We start from the raw sequence: 16,449 nt of genomic DNA, 5'->3' as shown, positions 1-16,449 counted from the left end.
CACCCGAGCATTTTTCCCGTTAACCTTCGCTGCCTACGCTCTGTTTGTTCCAAACTACGAGGAGAGCTTTCAGAAATGTGTACGCCCCAAACGCCTGTCAAGGTATCCCGCCGTCAACTGATGGGGGCGGCCGCACTGGTTGCTGCCGGGCTGGTGGCAGGGTCCACTGTTCACTCAAGCCGCGCCACTGCGGCGGATGGTTTGGACGACCCCCAAGATTTGGCTTGGTTGGTGGGCGATCACCACGTCCACACTGTGTACAGCCACGATGCCAAATACCTGCAAAGTCACCTCCTGGACAAGGCTCAAGAGTTCGGTGTTGACGTCATCGCCTTCACCGAACACAGCAATTGGGGCCACGCCAACATGGGCGGTGCCCTGAATTCGCAACGCGACATTGCCGCGGCCCGCCTTGCCCGCCCGGACTTGCTCATCTTCCAAGGCCTGGAGTGGTACATCCCGGCCGCGGAGCATGCAACCGTCCTGGTGGCTCCGGGACCCAACGAGGCCCGGATCCTGCGCCAGTTCGAGCTGTTGTGGGACGGCAAGCTCAACGGCTGGGAGAAGCCAGCGCCGGGCTCCAACCAGGCCGCCGAATGGGAGCCCAAGGCCGGTGAGGCCATCAAGTGGCTGGCCGGGCAGAAGAAGGCAGGGTTCATTGACGACGTCGTGGTGCTGGCAAACCACCCGTCCCGGCTGGGCATTGACTCACCCCATGAGATGCGCGCATGGCGCGATGCGGCTCCAGAGATTGTGATCGGCATGGAAGGCGCCCCCGGTGCCCAGGCCTCAGCCGTCAGCACCTTCGCCAACGCGGCCAGCCAGCGTGGCGAGTATGAGAACGCACCTAGCGAGTTTTCCTTCAAGGGCTTCCCCGCCGAGGCTTACAAAACCCGCGGAGGTTTCGACTGGGTTACCAGCGTTGTGGGCGGACTCTGGGACTCCATGCTGGCCGAGGGCAAGCCCTTTTGGATCACCTCCAACAGCGACAACCACCTCACCGCCAAAGACACCATGCGCATTGGCGACTACCCCACGGGGGACGGTTGGGACAACGGGGCCTCGTTGAACAACTTCAACCGTGCAGGCCGCCGCCCGGACCCTGTCGAGGCCGGCACACCCCAAAATGGCAGCGACTTTTGGCCCGGTCAGTTCAGCCGCACCCACATTGGCGCCGACAGTCGGGACTACCTGGAGGTCATGGCTGCCATGCGGGCCGGGCGCATGTGGGTGGACCACGGACACCTGATCGATGGACTGGACGTGCGCGTCCGCCCGGTTGGCCACAGCGGCCCCGGCATGGCAATGGGCTCCACACTGAGCGTTGCGCCCGGCACGGATGTGGAACTCATTATCACCATCAAGGCTGCCAGCAAGGCCAACCCGAACGGCACGGTGCCGCACTTGGCTCACGTTGACATCATCAAGGGCCTGGTCACCGGCCCGGTTGCCGACAGGGATAATTTCACGGCCCCGAACACCAAGGTTGCCGAACGCATTGACACCTCCGGGCGGACAGGCGAGATCGTATTGAAGCGCACCTTCGCCAATGTGATCGAGCCTTTCTACCTGCGCCTGCGCGGCAGCGACGGCAAGCGTTCCGGCGTCGGCCCCTTGGGCGCAGATGTTGATCCGCAAGGTCCCATCCCGCATGGCGCCGGTGAAGGCGATCCGTGGGCTGACACTTGGTTCTACGCCAACCCGATCTTCATCGACATTAAGGAAAATAGTCCCATAACCTAAACAACTGACCCGCAGAAAACGCCGAAAACTCGCGATTTTGACGTGTTTTTCGGCGTTTTCTGCGGGTCAGTTGCAAAGGACTAGTCCAGGAGCAGCGCCGGCTCCTCCATGATGGCGGCAACGTCCGCCATGAAACGGGCGGACAGGTCGCCGTCAACCACGCGGTGGTCGAACGATCCACCCAAGGTGGTGATCCAACGCGGAATGACTTCCCCGTCCAGCACCCACGGCTTTTGCTTGATGGTGCCAAACGCCACGATGGCCACTTCGCCCGGATTGATGATGGGCGTGCCGGTGTCAATGCCCAGGGCACCAATGTTGGTGACTGTCAGCGAACCACCCTGCATGTCCGCCGGCTGCGTCTTGCCAGCCCGTGCGGTGGTCGCCAGCGAGTTCAACGCTATGGCCAGTTCCTTCAGGGACAGGTTCTGGGCGTCCTTGATGTTTGGCACCATGAGCCCTCGCGGGGTTGCTGCGGCAATGCCAAGGTTCATGAAGTGCTTGATGATGATCTCATCGCCGGTCCAGGTGGCATTCACCGATGGGTTGCGTGCGGCAGCCCAGATGACGGCCTTGGCCAGGATCAGCAACGGCGAAACTTTGATGCCCTCAAAGTCGCGTGAAACTTTCAGGCGTTTGACGAACTCCATGGTGCGTGAGGCGTCGACGTCCACAAAAATACTCACATGCGGGGCCGAGAACGCGCTTTCCACCATGGCCTTGGCCGTCGCCTTGCGCACACCCCTGACCTTGATGCGTTCAATGCGCGGATCGTCGGCCAACCCCGTGCCGGTGGCGGGGGCCCAGAAGGTGCCGGCCCCGTCCTGTTCTGCTGTCCGCTGGTCTTGGTAGCTGAGCAGGTCCTTTTTGGTCACTTCGCCGCGCAGGCCTGTGGGTGAAACGTCCGTCAGGTCGATCCCCAGATCCTTCGCGGCCTTGCGCACCGGCGGCTTGGCCAGCACGCGGTTGGGCCGTGCCGCCACAGGTGTGGGGATGCTCGACGCCGGAACCTGGGCAGGAGCCTTCGCTGCGGCAGGCACGGCGGCTGTGACAGAGGTGGCCACAGCGGGAGCCGAGCCAACCCGGGGGCGGCGCTTGACGGCGTCGGCCTTGGGACCGGAACCAACCAGCGGCTTCATCACCTCGGCTTCGGGCGTCGGGGCGGCAGCGGGGGCAGCAGCGGCCGGAGCGGGCGCCGAAACTTCGGAGCCGATGGCGATGATGGGTGTGCCCACATCCACCGTGTCACCCTCGGCAACCATCAACTGGGCCACCACTCCCGCGTAGGGCGACGGCAGTTCCACAATTGACTTGGCTGTTTCAATCTCCACAATCACGTCATTGACGGCAACGACGTCGCCCAGCTTGACCTTCCAGGAGACGATTTCAGCTTCGAGGAGGCCTTCGCCGACGTCGGGCAGATTGAACAAATTCAGGGTAGACATGGTGGGCCTTCCTAGTATGCGAAGGCGCGGTCCAACGCCTCCAGCATGCGGTCAATGTCCGGCAGGTAGTGCTCTTCAACACGGGCCACGGGGTAAGGCATGTGGAAGCCGCCCACCCGAATGGCCGGGGATTCCATGGAGTAGAAGCAGCGTTCGCTGATGCGGGAGGCAATTTCGCCGCCGATGCCACCAAAGGTGGGGGCTTCGTGCGCAACAACCAGGCGCCCGGTCTTGTTCACCGATGCCTCAACCGTGTCAAAGTCAATGGGCGAAATGGAGCGCAGGTCAATGACCTCAACGCTGTGCCCGTCCTCGGCCGCAGCGCTGGCGGCTGCCAGGGCCACCGGAACCAGCGGACCGTAAACCACCAACGTGGCGTCAGTTCCTTCACGCAGCACATGGGCCTTGAAGGGGTCCCCCGGGGAGTTCTCGGTGTCCACTTCACCCTTGAGCCAGTAGCGTCGCTTGGGTTCAAAAACAATCACCGGATCCTTGCACTCAACGGCCTGTTGGATCATCCAGTAGGCGTCATTGGCGTTGGACGGGGTGATGATGCGCAGGCCAGGCGTGTGGGCAAACAGCGCTTCAGGCGATTCGGAGTGGTGCTCAATGGAACCGATGCCGCCACCATAGGGAATCCTGATGACAACGGGTGCGCTGAGCTGCCCGTCGGAGCGGGTGTGAATCTTGGCCAGCTGCGTGGTGATCTGGTTGAAGGCCGGGAAAACAAAACCGTCAAACTGGATCTCGCAGATGGGCCTGTGCCCGCGCAGGGCCATGCCGATGGCTGTTCCCACAATGCCGGATTCGGCCAGCGGCGTGTCCATGACCCGGTGCCCGCCGAATTCCTTCTTCAGGCCTTCTGTGACACGGTAAACGCCGCCGAGCGAGCCAATGTCCTCCCCCATGAGGAAACTTTTGGGGTCCTTGGCCAGTGTGGCGCGCAAGCCCTCATTGATGGCCTTGGCAATAGTCATTGTGCTCATGCTGCACCACCCTGCGTTCCGGAAATCTGTGTTTCGGCATCGCTAAATGACGCCTCATAATTCTCAAACCATGCCAATTCCTCGGCCACCAAGGGGTGCGCCTGGGCGTAGACAGTGGCAAACTTTTGGCGAATGTCCGCGCCACCCAAGGCCAGCGTGGCCTTGCGAACATGGGCAGCGAGCTCGTCGCCGTCGTTCTTCAAGCCTTCAAAGAACTCGTCGTCGGCCAAGCCTTCGGCACGCAGGTACGCTTCCAGGCGCGCCAGCGGATCCTTGGTCTTCCACAGCTCCTCTTCGGCCAGCAAGCGGTACTTGGTGGGGTCATCGGCAGTGGTGTGGGCACCCACACGGTAGGTGGACGCCTCGATCAAGACGGGGCCGTGGCCGTTGCGGGCGTGGTCCAGGGCCCATTGGGTGGCTGCGTAAACGGCCAGAACGTCATTGCCATCCACCCGGATACCGGGAATCCCGTACCCGCCGGCGCGGTTGACCAAGGGAATCTTGGACTGAACCTCGAAGGGAACCGAGATGGCCCAGTTGTTGTTCTGGCAGAAGAAAACAACCGGGGCGTTGTATGAGGCGGCGAAAACCATTGACTCATGGACATCACCCTCGCTGCTGGCTCCGTCACCAAAGTAGGCTACGACGGCGGCAGCCTCAGTGGAGGGGTCGGCGGCGCGGTCACGCTGGATGCCCATAGCGTAGCCAACAGCATGCAGGGTCTGGGCAGCGAGCACCAGCGTGTACAGGTGGAAGTTGGTCTCGCGGGGATCCCAGCCACCGTTGGAGATGCCGCGGAACAGCTTGAGCAGGTCAGCCAAATCCAGGCCGCGAGTCAGGGCAACACCGTGTTCGCGGTAGGTGGGGAAAGCGTAGTCGGCCTTGTTCATGGCCCGCCCCGATCCAATTTGGGCAGCTTCCTGGCCCACCATGGGCACCCACAGAGCCAGTTCACCCTGGCGCTGCAGGGCAGTGGCTTCGGTGTCAAAGCGTCGCACAAGTGCCATGTCTGCATAGAAGCCGCGCAGGGTTTCCTGGCTCAGCTCCTGGATGTAGGGGCTGAAGGTGCTGTCCTGGTGGATTGCTCCATCCTCGTCGAGGAGCTGGAGCGCCTCGTCGGGGCCCACTTCATTGCTCCGCAATACTCCTGCGGAGTCTCCTGTTTGCTGGGCGGCGCCCATGCTGTCTCCTCGTCTGCCGAATCTCAGGGGCACATTGCTCCCTGTTTCGACTCGTTGGGGTTGATATATGCCCGTTCGGGAATGCATTCCGTCGTGTGCATATATATACGTTTTCGATTTACAACTGTATCCGTAGAGCCTGACAAATGGTGCCTTTGTTAACCGCTAGGAACGCCGTGGCTCTTTTGTATAGGACGCACAGATTTCCAAGAAACGGGTGTTGGCCTCAGCCTCGCCGATACTGACCCGGACCCCCTCGTCACCGAATGCGCGCAGGGATAGTGCATGGCTTTGGGCCAACGCCGCAAACTCTTGGGTATTGGCCCCCAACGCCAGCCAGACGAAGTTGCCCTGAGCATCTGGAATATCCCAGCCCAAGGCTGCCAGGCCGGCAACCACACGTGAACGCTCGTCCACGAGGCTTTGTACTCTTTCTACAACTTCGCTGTAATGCTCCAAGGATGCGACGGCGGCCTGCTCGGCAATGCCGGAAACGGCGAAGGGCGTGGCAGCGGCCCTCAGGTACTGGGTGATCTCCGGCGTGGAGACGGAGTATCCAACACGTAGACCGGCGAGCCCATGCGCTTTGGAGAACGTTCGCAGCACCACCACGTTGGGGTAGTTCCGGTAGATCTCCACACCGTCAACGGCGTCGTCGGCGCGGACAAATTCTTGGTACGCCTCGTCGATAACCACCACCACATTGCTGGGGATCTGGCGGATGAAGTCTTCCGTCTCCTGCGAGCGCAGCACGGTTCCAGTGGGGTTGTTCGGCGTGCACAGCAGCACCACTTTGGTGCGTTCTGTGACCGCAGCAGCCATGGCGGGCAGATCATGGCTGCCGTCGGCGCGAACGGGCACCTGGACGCTCTTCGCACCGGCCAGGCCCACACAGATCGGGTAGGCCTCAAAGGACCGCCACGCATACACAACTTCGTCGGCAGTGCCGTCCTCGTTCTGGCCAGCGAAGGCGGCCAGAATCTGATTCAATGCCCCGAGGCTGCCGCCGCCAGTGACAATGTCATCGGGCGGGACGCCCAGAAAGGTGCCCAGGGCATTGCGCAGCAATGTGCAGCTGGGGTCGGGATAACGGTGCACATCAACGCTGTTGCGCAGAATTTCCATCACAGCCGGGACCGGACCCAACGGATTCTCGTTGGAGGACAGCTTGAAGCTTTCAAGTCCAGCTACGCCTTCGGGCGGTTTTCCTGCAGCATATTTGGGCAGGCGGCCTACGACGGGGCGGGGCTGGACACCGTGGGCGTGGGTGCTGTTTGTCTCGGTCATGCCCCAAGCCTAGTTGAGGTCCCGGCGTCCCTACGGTTACGCCGGGACCTGTGGAACCATAGGGCTATGAGAAACTTCCTCGTTCAAGTAGGTATCAATGCTGTGGCGCTGTGGATTGCCAGTTGGATTCTGCCCGGCATGAATATTGCCGCCAGCGCGGCCACGGGAATCGATGCCACCCTCGGCACCGTCTTGGCATATTTGTTTGTTGGCCTGATATTTGGCTTGGTCAATGCGCTGGTCAAGCCCATTGTGAAGCTGCTGTCGCTGCCCGTGACCATCTTGACCCTGGGGCTGTTCACCATTGTGATCAACGCGGCCATGCTGTGGCTGACCTCATGGTTGAGCAGCTACTCGCCCGTACAATTCACGATTGACGAATTCTTCTGGACAGCCATTTTGGCCGCCCTGATCATCAGCTTTATCTCCATGCTGGCGGGAGGCTTGACCCGGTCCGCCGACAGGGTCTGAGCCGGCCTTTTCACCGGGAACCCGGCGAGTAGTCAGCTCCCTTCTCTGGTTGTTTGGCGGCTTTGCTTGCGCGTGTTCCCTGCGGGGCAGAGTTGTTGGAGTTGTTGACGTCCCGGCCTTGATAGACGGTCTTGACTCCGTGGATGGTGGCCCCGGCCCCGATTCCCACTCCCAGGAAGACGCCCAACCGTTCCCTCATGGCCACAACGGACGGGTCGCTGCTCGAATCCAGGGCCGCAGCGTCCTGCAGATAATTCGTCACGGAGTGCGCCTGCGCCATCACAGCGCCTGGGGCCTGGCCTTCCATGGTGCCGGGCCGGTGGGATGTCACGGTGACCCAGTTCGCCGCAGCTGGCGGAGCACCGAAATCTGCGGCGGTGACAATGTCATGCTCGTTTTGCAGGTCCAGCACAGCAATACCGGGTGGAACGTGTTGGTTTCTGGCGGGGGCACCGGCAATGACCACCATCGTGACGTTGACGTCACCAAGAAATGCCGGGCTAGCGGCGGCTGCCGCCGCATGGATGCCGCCGCCGCTGTGCCCCGTAATCAGTACTTCCTGCTCAGTGCTGGCACCGGCTGCCTGCAGGGCTGTCCGGATAAGTTCCTGCACCACAATTTGCTCCTGCTCAAACCGCTGGTGTGCGGCCGCCGTAAGCGCCTCCATATTGCCTTCCATGTCAAAGGGGTTGGAGCTGTCTACGGTTGACCAGTCTTCGGTGCCGGGCAGGTGGACCACCCACGCAATGGTTCCATCGGGGCGGAGAATCGCCACCACTGAAATGGAACCGGGCGGGTACCCATAGGCATCGCTGCTGCCCGCCAGCATGCCGTGGATGCCGGCCTTCATTTCAACTGGCTCGCCCAGAGTTGGGGAGGCCGCACCCCGGCCGGTTGGGATCCCGGCCGGGCGCCACTCTTGGACCGGAACCTGACGGACCTCGAGGCGTCCAGGGATTGCCAGGCCCGTGGCGTCAAAGAGTTTTCGCAGGGCAAACGCTGGCGCACCACCAGCGTTCCGGCCATCCTGTTGGCGCAGCTGCGCCAACAGATAAGGCACCGCCATGCCAGGGCCCAACAAACCTGCAAGGTAGGCCGATCCGTCGTTGAGGAATTTCTCCGAGGCATCGCGTATCCCGTGTTTGTTGCCGTGTTGGACCTTCCCGGCAGCGTCGAAGGCGACCTTCCAGGGCGCGAGCGAACCCAGCCCCCACGTGGCCAGGCCGTCCCGCAGCGCAGCAAGCCTGCCCAGCTGGGCCGACAAGCCAGCGTTGCGGGCTTCGGTGGCGGCGTAGTTCGCGCCTGCTTGGGTGGCTTTCGAGGCAAGCTCGACTGTGTCTGCCTGCGCCCTGCGAAAAGACCACAGCGCTGCACGCATGGCATCCAACGCCGCATAAGGGTAGGGCGCCGTGCCGGATGAGACCTGGCACAGCCATAGCCACTCCCCTTCCAAACGATCAGCCAGGGGCTCCATGAGTTGCGCCAAGCGGCCAAGGTTCGTCCCTGCTTCGGAGATCTCCGCCAGTGTGTAGCTGATGGAACCGGCCCCACCGTCAATGGAAAACGTTGTTCTGGTTTCGTCATGATTCGCCATGGCGCACATCCTGCTCTCTCGCTTGCCGCCGGAGCTGTTTCCCTTAGCGCCATGGCCATGCCATTCCGAAGCCCTGCATTCCTAGGCCCGGCACACCCATGCCTGGACCATCACCGGGCCTGGGCGGAACGGCTGGCAAGGAGAGGGCGTAGCTTCCCAATGACGCCACTGCTGCAGTCACGTCCCGCGCCACCGCCGACAAGGCCAGATTGCGTTCCGCGAGGGAATCGCGGAACGCAGCGGCCGCGGGCGAGCGCCAATCCATGGCATTGAGTCGGCCAAGCTGCAACCGCAAACCCTCCAACTCCCCGGCTATGCCTGCCAGCCGCTGCGCCACCACAGACACCGCCTCAGCAGAGGGCCCACCCCGTGCGGCTCCCCCACTGAGACCCGAAAGGGCAGTCATTGGATAGCTCATGGACCCTCCTGAAAAGACCGATACCTCCACGGTAGGGGCGCCCACTGCGCGGCGCTACGGCCCTTCATGAAATTGTGGATAGTTCCAACGTCGGCACCGGCTGTGGAGGAATTGGCTGTTCATGAAAGAATTAGGCCATGTCTGATTCCGCAAACGCCACAGCCCGCATCCCTTCCGGCCGGAAGTCCCTGGCCGCTTCCTCCGAGCGCATTGCCTTGGGCCCCCTCGATGGGCGCTACTCCGGCGCCGTAGCACCGTTGGTGGACTACCTCTCCGAGGCAGCCTTGAACCGTGACCGCGTTGGGGTGGAGGTTGAGTGGTTCATCCACCTGACCAACAACAACGTCTTGCCGGGCACCGAGCCGTTGACGGCAGCGCAGCAGGCCGGATTGCGCGCCATCGTGACCGAGTTTGACGCAGCCTCTGTGCAGGAGCTGGCTGACATTGAAAAGGTCACCGTCCACGACGTCAAGGCCGTTGAGTACTTCATCGGTAACCGTCTGGCAGACCTGGGCCTGGAGCGCTTGAAGCCGCTGGTTCACTTTGGTTGCACCAGTGAAGACATCAACAACCTCTCCTACGCCGTGGGCGTCAAGGGCGCTGTGGAGGACGTGTGGCTGCCGGCAGCCCGCACACTCGTGGCCAAAATTGCTGAAATGGCCGAAGAAAACCGCGCCGTCCCCATGCTGTCGCGCACCCACGGCCAGCCCGCCACACCCACCACCCTGGGCAAGGAACTGGCCGTCACGGCTCACCGCCTAACCCGCCAGCTGGACCGCGTTGCCAAGACTGAATTCCTGGGCAAGATCAACGGCGCCACGGGAACCTACGCTGCCCACTACGCTTCCGTCCCGGCTGCCGACTGGCAGGACGTTGCCAAGGGCTTCGTTGAGTCCTTGGGCCTGACATGGAACCCGTTGACCACGCAGATCGAATCACACGACTGGCAGGCCGAGCTCTACGCTGACATGGCCCGGTTCAACCGCATTCTGCACAACCTGTGCACCGACGTGTGGAGCTACATCTCCATCGGCTACTTTGCGCAGATCCCGGTTCCGGGCGCCACCGGCTCCTCTACCATGCCGCACAAGGTGAACCCGATCCGCTTCGAGAACGCGGAAGCAAACCTGGAACTCTCCAACGCCCTGCTGGACACCCTTGGCGCAACGTTGGTCACCAGCCGCTGGCAGCGCGACCTCACGGACTCCTCCAGCCAGCGCAACATTGGCGTGGCGTTCGGTCACTCCCTGCTGGCCATTAACAACGTTTTGGGCGGCCTGGGCCGGCTCGACACCGCCGAGGCCGTGCTGGCCGAGGACCTTGACCACAACTGGGAAGTTCTCGCCGAGGCCATCCAGATGGTCATGCGCGCCGAGGCAATCGCCGGCGTCGAAGGCATGGAAGACCCCTACGAGCGTCTCAAGGACCTGACCCGCGGCCAGCGCGTGAACGCCGCCCGCATGCAGGAGTTCGTCTCCGGTTTGGGCCTGTCGGCCGACGCGCAGGCACGCCTGCTGGATCTCACCCCGGGTAAGTACATCGGTATTGCCGAGTCCTTGGTGGATCACCTGCAAAAGTAACTCCCTCTCGAACGGGCAGTAGTTGTTGATGTTGGGCAAAAACATCAACAACTACTGCCCGTTCGTTTTTTTAGCGGCGTTCCAACCAGGCCTGGAAGTTGTCCCGCGCGACGTCGGCCCGCCACCGCCATAGCTTGCAGGGCTGGGTTGAGCCGTGCCGAACTTCAAGACAGTCCGGCGCAGCGTAGGGTATGCCGCAATCCGGGCAGCAGTCAGCTTCCCAAATGGCATCGTTGACCATGACGCCATCCTGGAGCAGCTGACAGTCGCTGAAAATGCCCATCCTCATGAGCCGTGTGGCCCACTGGGTGGCACGCGGGGCATTGAGCCTCTGAAACGTTGCGGTCATGTCAAAGCCGGATTGCTTCAGAAGCGTCATGGTCCGCATGAGAAAGCAGATCATGCACTCATTGTGGTGCGGCACCATGATGGTGTCTGTCATTTCCCAAAATCGGCGCTCAATTTCTTGGTCCGAGGCATGGGACCCGTCCCCCTCGGCAGCACTATGGTGATCCATGGTTTTTCCTTTCCATGGGTTCAATGTCTCAGACTGGGGAACCGCCTTGAAGGGCCCTTTCTTCTTTTGTGGACAAGTCCGCCGCCGGCGCTGCCTCTGGGGGAATGAATGCCGCACCCGCCCTTCGCCCGCGGCCGCCGCGCAAATAAGCCTGTGTGGCGCAAAACATGGTGAGTCGTGGCTAACATTCCATGCCACGCCCCCTCGGCGGGAGAGTAAATTATCGTTATGAGCCTTGGTGACATCACATTCCACACCCGCAAATGGGTCCGCCCCGAAGATCTCAACGCCAACGGCACCCTTTTTGGTGGCAGCCTGTTGCGCTGGATCGACGAGGAAGCAGCCATTTACGCGATCGTTCAGCTTGGCAATGGCCGGGCCGTCACCAAGTACATGTCTGAGATCAACTTTGTCTCCTCCGCCCGGCAGGGCGACTTGGTGGAGATGGGCCTGACGGCAACCCATTTTGGCCGGACGTCGTTGACCATGCGCGCTGAAGTGCGCAACATGTTCACCCGGGAATCGATTCTCACCATCGAAAAGATCGTGTTTGTGAATCTGGGCGACGACGGCAAGCCAGCACCCCACGGTTACGACTCCATCACCTACAGCCGGGACCGGGTGCCCACCCAGCACCTGGGGCACTTCGAACCCGAGGACTGAGCCGCCAGCCTCACCCCCGGGCCTCCTGGACAACAGCCGACGTCAGCTTCGCCGTGTGCGCTGGAACTCTCCGGTCCGTGCCAAGGCCTCACGGACGGCGTCGTACCCGGCGGCAAAGCTCAACCGCACTGTTGAACGACCCCCGACCCCGTCAAAGTCGGAACCCGGCACCAGCGCCACTCCTGCCTCTTCCAGCAGGGCGGCGCAGTAGTGCCCCGAATCGGCAAAGCCAGCCAGCGCGGGACCTAGATTGGCATAAAAGTAAAAGGCGCCGTCCGCCGGAGCCGCATCAACCCAGCCCAGCTCGGCCACCTGGCTCAGCACATAGTCGCGGGTGCGGGAAAACTCCGCCACCGCAGCGTCCGCCTCGGCGTAGGATTGCTCGTTGAACGCGTCCAGGGCTGCCATTTGGGCCGGTGCGGGCGGGCAGAGCGCAATGTTGCCGGCCAGCGCATCAACGGCCTGGATCAAGTCGTCGGGCACAATGGCCCAGCCGAGCCGCCAGCCCGTCATGCCCCAGTATTTGGAGAAGCTGGAAATCACCACGCCCGCACGGTCAAGTTCCCAGGCACACACGCCTTGCGGATCCACTGCGTCCGGCAAAGGGTAGGTGATGCCGTGGTAAATTTCGTCACTGACCAAGCGGACGCCATTGTCCGCGCACCAGCGGGTCAGGGCGGACAACTCGGCCCGGGACACCATGGTGCCCGTGGGATTGGCGGGCGAAGCCAGCACCAGTCCCGCCAACGGCCCGTGCTGAGCCACGGCGGCGTCCAGAATAGCCGGGGTGGGCTGGAAGCGGGTGTCCGCACCGGCGTCGAGCTCAATCACCTCAACACCGAGCGCCTTGAGGATGTTCTTGTACGCCGGATAACCCGGGCGGGCCAGCGCCACCTTGTCACCCGGGTTGAATGCCGCCAAGAAGACCAGCATGAACGCGCCCGATGACCCCGTGGTGACAGCAACGTTCCCAGAAGCGATCTCCAACCCGTACCAACGCTTGTAGTGCCCGGCGATTGCTTGGCGCAGCGCAGTGATGCCCAGCGGCGGCGTATATGTCAGGGCCATGGAGGAGGAGTGGAGTGCTGCAGCCCGCGCGGAAACGGCAAGGGGTGCGCCGCCGCTGGGCTCGCCGGCGCACAGGGAGATGACTGATCGCCCCTGGGCGCGGAGGTCGGCCACTCGTTGCAGGATATCCATGACAGCAAAGGGCTGCACGTTCGCGCGGCGGGCAACAGCAAGGGGTTTGCGCATGTGAACTCCTGGGCAGATTCTGTTTGCACGCCGGGCAGTGGGGACGAACGTGCAAGAGTTCCAGCTTGTCACATGCCCCCGCGGATACCCATACGCTTAAGGGGTGAGTGAATACGCCGACAGCAGCCCCCAGGAACTGATCCAGCCCATCATTTTGCTGGTAGACCGCGAGGAACCTGCCAGCGAGCAGCACGGCATTGCCGCGGCCGCACTGGCCTCCGCGCAGGCGTTCCTGCGCGACCGCGAAAATCCCGACTGGCGCCTGTGGGCATCCGGAGCGTTCGGCAAAACGGTCAGGCGTGCCGACGCCAAGATGTTCGCCAAGGTCCTCGCCGCGTTCCCCGAGCACGTGCTGGCAACGGTTGGCGAAGCAAGCGCCGTGGGCCTGCCACCCATGCCGGCCGCTGAACTGCCCAAGCTGCTGGCCAAGTTGCAGGTTTCCGGCACGCAACTGCCACCCGGTGAGCCGCTGCCGCCCCAGCCACTGAGCATTGTGCTGAACGCGTCCCTGGAGATGTCCACTGGCAAGGCCTGCGCCCAGGCCGCTCACGCGCTTTTCGCGTGGGTGCTGGAGTCCAAGCCGGCCGCGGTTGAGGCGTGGGCTGCCGACGGCTTCCCCCTCGGTGTCCTCGAGCTGCCGGCGAAGGAGTTCCACAAGGGTGCCCGCAAGTCGGCCGGGCCTGTCATCCAGGATGCAGGCAGGACCGAAATAGAGCCGGGCTCCACCACCGCCTATGTGACCGTTGCGGCGGAAAAGCCCCGCCCGTGGTGGAAGCGAACCAGCGCTTAACCCAAGAACGACGCCGGAACTTTAGTTCCGGCGTCGTTCTCTCGTTAAGTGCAACTAGCCTAAGTGCTACTCGGCGGCGGCGAGCTGCCCGCAGGCGCCGTCAATTTCCTTGCCGCGGGTGTCGCGCAGGGTGGTGGGCACGCCGTTGTCAATGAGCGTATTGATGAATTCCTGCATGACCTCCGGCTCCGAGGACGTCCAGATGGAGCCGGGGGTGGGGTTCAGCGGGATCGGGTTAACGTGCACCCAGCCGCGGCCGCGCTGGTTGAGCTTCTTTGCGAGCAGCTCGGCACGCCACGGGTGGTCGTTCATGTCCTTGATCAGCGCGTACTCGATGGAGACGCGGCGGCCCGTGACCTTGTAGTAGTTGTAGGCGGCGTCAAGCGCCTCATCAACCTTCCACTGGGAGTTGACCGGGATCAGCTCATCGCGCAGTTCATCATCGGGGGCGTGCAGGGACAGCGCGAACGTGATGGCGATGCCTTCTTCGGCCAGCTTGTTGATGGCCGGGACCAGACCCACCGTGGAAACCGTGATGCCGCGGGCTGACATGCCCAGGCCCTCGGGAGCCTCGGCTGCCATCCTGTGCACGGCCTTCATGACGCGCTTGTAGTTGGCCAGCGGCTCACCCATGCCCATGAAAACAATGTTGGTGACGCGCTCGGCGTCGTGCCCGCCGTCGCGGCGCAGGTGGCCCAGCCCGCCCTCGGCGATGACCCGGTTGGCCTGGACAATCTGGTCAAGGATTTCCGCGGTGGACATGTTGCGGGTCAGTCCGGCCTGGCCTGTGGCGCAGAACGGGCAGTTCATGCCGCAGCCGCACTGGCTGGAGACACACAAGGTGACGCGGCCCGTGTAACGCATCAGCACTGACTCCACGAGGGAGCCGTCAAAGAGGCGCCACAGGAACTTGATGGTGTCGCCGTTGTCCGTGGTGAGGCGCTTGACCTCTGTCAGAAGCTTGGGGAACATGGTGTCCACAATCTCGGCGCGGCGGTCCTTGGGGAGGTCGCTCATGCGCTCGGGATCGGTGGTGTAATGCTGGAAATAGTGCACGGAGAGCTGCTTGGCACGGAACGCCGGCAGGCCCATCTCCTTGAACTTCGCCTCACGCTCGGGCAGCGTCATGTCCGCCAGGTGCACCGGCGGCTGGGACACGCGCGGGGACTTGAACTGCAGCAGCGGTCGCCCTCCCGGGTCCTTGGCCTGCTTCCAGCCCTCGGTGGCAGGCATGACCTGGGCCGCACGGCGGGCAGGACGTGTCTTGGAGGCTGTCACGGCGGATGCGGCGACGGCAGGGCTGGGGGTGTTTTCGGGGGAAGTCATCCTTTCCATTGTCCCTCAGTTGCCCGCTCCTGTCCCGTCTTGGCCGGGAAGATCACATTTTGCCTCATCCGGGCATCGTTTTTCGAAGGCAAGCACGACGGCGTGTGCCACGGTTCCGCGGCCCCCCACCAGTCTCCGAGCTCGCAGAAACACGTAGGCTGACACCATGATTTCCCTGATTCTTGCCGTCTTTCTCGGCAGCGTGTACTTTTACCTGCGCCATAAGGACGCCCGCATGCTGCGCAATGGAATCGTGTTGGTGGCCGCCAGCTGGTTTGCACTGTTGGGAATAACGGAAATACTCGGTCAGTGGTTCCCTTGGACCCAATGGATCGCGGTTGGCATCGTAGTGCTCTCGCCGTTGGCCATTGTGGTGCTGGCCGGGTTCCTGATCAGCAACGGCGTCACCATGATGCGCAATGAGGGGCGAAGCTTAGGCAATCTTCTCGCCCTTCTGGCCGGCCTGGCCCTGTTGGGACTCCCGGTGTTCGCCGCGCTGCTCGTGGTCACGCTCAATCCGGTGGCGATCGGCTTAGCCGCACTGTTGTTTTTCTTGTGCAGCTATTTTGGCGTGGTGTTTGTGGTGTTCCTGGCTTATGCGGTGGCCTACGGGAAGATGAAGCACACCATAGACCCGGCCGCCGTGGTCATTCTGGGTTCGCAAATCATCAAGGGGAAAGTGCCGCCGCTGCTCCGCTCCCGCCTGGACAAGGGCCTTGAAGTGTATCGGGGGGCATCGGCAAAAACCGCTCCGTTGCTTATTCCAAGCGGCGGTCAGGGCTGGGACGAATCGCGGCCCGAGGGCGTCGCCATGGCCGAATATCTGGTCTCTGCCGGGGTTCCCGTGGCACATGTGGTGGCCGAGGATCAGGCTATTAGCACGGCCCAAAACCTGCAATTTTCGGCCATTGTGGCCCGTGAGCACGGCCGCGACGGCACCCTGCTGGTCGTCACAAACAATTACCATGTGCTCCGCGCCGCACTGCTGTCCAGGAAGCTGGGGATCAATGCCCAAGTAGTCGGCTCCCCCACGGCGCGGTACTTTTTGCCCAGCGCGTTCCTGCGCGAATTCGTCGCCATCCTGAGGGAACACAAAAAACTGCACCTCATCATGTGCCTGCCGTTTGTGGCACTGACGGTGTTCGTGACGGCCGCCATCATCACCGTCTCACAGTGACCTCGATGACGGCGCTG

The 16,449-nt window shown here is 62.6% G+C and carries 15 protein-coding genes; 6 read left to right on the top strand and 9 right to left on the bottom strand.

The features are described from left to right. The first annotated feature begins 75 nt into the window (after window positions 1-75). Window positions 76-1,743, top strand: coding sequence for a PHP domain-containing protein (locus tag CVS28_RS17815; RefSeq protein WP_133159191.1), 1,668 nt, complete (start codon window positions 76-78; stop codon window positions 1,741-1,743). An 80-nt stretch (window positions 1,744-1,823) separates the two neighbouring features. Here the strand turns inward: CVS28_RS17815 and CVS28_RS17810 are convergent, their stop codons facing one another. The 4 genes from CVS28_RS17810 to CVS28_RS17795 form a co-directional block, all read right to left on the bottom strand. Next, a complete protein-coding gene (locus tag CVS28_RS17810) occupies window positions 1,824-3,188 on the bottom strand; it encodes a dihydrolipoamide acetyltransferase family protein (protein ID WP_103467109.1) in 1,365 nt (454 codons plus the stop codon). Window positions 3,189-3,199: 11 nt separating this feature from the next. After that, window positions 3,200-4,174, bottom strand: a complete 975-nt coding sequence (locus CVS28_RS17805) for an alpha-ketoacid dehydrogenase subunit beta (RefSeq protein WP_103482343.1) — start codon at window positions 4,172-4,174, stop codon at window positions 3,200-3,202. Next, on the bottom strand, window positions 4,171-5,355 hold the full coding sequence (pdhA, locus tag CVS28_RS17800) for a pyruvate dehydrogenase (acetyl-transferring) E1 component subunit alpha (protein ID WP_103467111.1): 1,185 nt from the start codon (window positions 5,353-5,355) through the stop codon (window positions 4,171-4,173). Before pdhA ends, CVS28_RS17805 begins: the two co-directional genes overlap by 4 nt. Window positions 5,356-5,520: 165 nt before the next feature. Then, the gene (locus CVS28_RS17795) at window positions 5,521-6,642 is read right to left on the bottom strand and encodes a histidinol-phosphate transaminase (RefSeq protein WP_103482342.1); all 1,122 of its coding nucleotides are present in this window, start codon (window positions 6,640-6,642) and stop codon (window positions 5,521-5,523) included. Between the two features lie 66 nt (window positions 6,643-6,708). Here CVS28_RS17795 and CVS28_RS17790 point away from each other — a divergent pair, with 66 nt between their 5' ends. Next, window positions 6,709-7,113 (top strand): phage holin family protein, encoded by a 405-nt coding sequence (locus CVS28_RS17790; RefSeq protein WP_103467113.1) that lies wholly within the window; start codon window positions 6,709-6,711, stop codon window positions 7,111-7,113. 10 nt (window positions 7,114-7,123) lie between these two features. On the opposite strand, the gene CVS28_RS17785 is transcribed toward CVS28_RS17790, so the two are convergent. Continuing rightward, window positions 7,124-8,707, bottom strand: a complete 1,584-nt coding sequence (locus CVS28_RS17785) for a hypothetical protein (RefSeq protein ID WP_103482341.1) — start codon at window positions 8,705-8,707, stop codon at window positions 7,124-7,126. A 43-nt stretch (window positions 8,708-8,750) separates the two neighbouring features. After that, window positions 8,751-9,125, bottom strand: a complete 375-nt coding sequence (locus tag CVS28_RS17780) for a hypothetical protein (RefSeq protein WP_133159190.1) — start codon at window positions 9,123-9,125, stop codon at window positions 8,751-8,753. Between the two features lie 137 nt (window positions 9,126-9,262). Here CVS28_RS17780 and purB point away from each other — a divergent pair, with 137 nt between their 5' ends. Continuing rightward, complete coding sequence (purB, locus tag CVS28_RS17775; RefSeq protein WP_103467116.1) at window positions 9,263-10,705, top strand: adenylosuccinate lyase; 1,443 nt, start codon at window positions 9,263-9,265, stop codon at window positions 10,703-10,705. Between the two features lie 70 nt (window positions 10,706-10,775). Here purB and CVS28_RS17770 read toward each other — a convergent pair whose 3' ends face one another. After that, window positions 10,776-11,222 carry a hypothetical protein gene (locus CVS28_RS17770; RefSeq protein ID WP_103467117.1) on the bottom strand — a complete coding sequence of 149 codons (447 nt, stop codon included), beginning with the start codon at window positions 11,220-11,222 and terminating at the stop codon, window positions 10,776-10,778. Between the two features lie 228 nt (window positions 11,223-11,450). On the opposite strand from CVS28_RS17770, the gene CVS28_RS17765 reads away from it, so the two are divergent. Further along, window positions 11,451-11,885 carry an acyl-CoA thioesterase gene (locus tag CVS28_RS17765; protein WP_103467118.1) on the top strand — a complete coding sequence of 145 codons (435 nt, stop codon included), beginning with the start codon at window positions 11,451-11,453 and terminating at the stop codon, window positions 11,883-11,885. 42 nt (window positions 11,886-11,927) lie between these two features. Here the strand turns inward: CVS28_RS17765 and CVS28_RS17760 are convergent, their stop codons facing one another. Then, window positions 11,928-13,139 carry an aminotransferase class I/II-fold pyridoxal phosphate-dependent enzyme gene (locus CVS28_RS17760; protein WP_103482339.1) on the bottom strand — a complete coding sequence of 404 codons (1,212 nt, stop codon included), beginning with the start codon at window positions 13,137-13,139 and terminating at the stop codon, window positions 11,928-11,930. A gap of 103 nt (window positions 13,140-13,242) precedes the next feature. Between CVS28_RS17760 and CVS28_RS17755 the strand changes: the two genes are divergently transcribed. Continuing rightward, window positions 13,243-13,929: a peptidyl-tRNA hydrolase gene (locus CVS28_RS17755; RefSeq protein ID WP_103482338.1), complete on the top strand. Its 687-nt coding sequence runs from the start codon at window positions 13,243-13,245 to the stop codon at window positions 13,927-13,929. A gap of 66 nt (window positions 13,930-13,995) precedes the next feature. Here CVS28_RS17755 and rlmN read toward each other — a convergent pair whose 3' ends face one another. After that, on the bottom strand, window positions 13,996-15,255 hold the full coding sequence (gene rlmN / locus CVS28_RS17750) for a dual-specificity RNA methyltransferase RlmN (protein WP_103467121.1): 1,260 nt from the start codon (window positions 15,253-15,255) through the stop codon (window positions 13,996-13,998). A 166-nt stretch (window positions 15,256-15,421) separates the two neighbouring features. Here rlmN and CVS28_RS17745 point away from each other — a divergent pair, with 166 nt between their 5' ends. Then, window positions 15,422-16,432, top strand: coding sequence for a YdcF family protein (locus CVS28_RS17745; protein ID WP_243399965.1), 1,011 nt, complete (start codon window positions 15,422-15,424; stop codon window positions 16,430-16,432). Window positions 16,433-16,449 lie beyond the last annotated feature (17 nt).

It is taken from the genome of Arthrobacter glacialis (assembly GCF_002909415.1).
Taxonomy (GTDB): domain Bacteria; phylum Actinomycetota; class Actinomycetes; order Actinomycetales; family Micrococcaceae; genus Specibacter; species Specibacter glacialis.
Note: the sequence above shows the minus strand (reverse complement) of the source record. Positions and strands in the feature narration are given on the sequence as shown.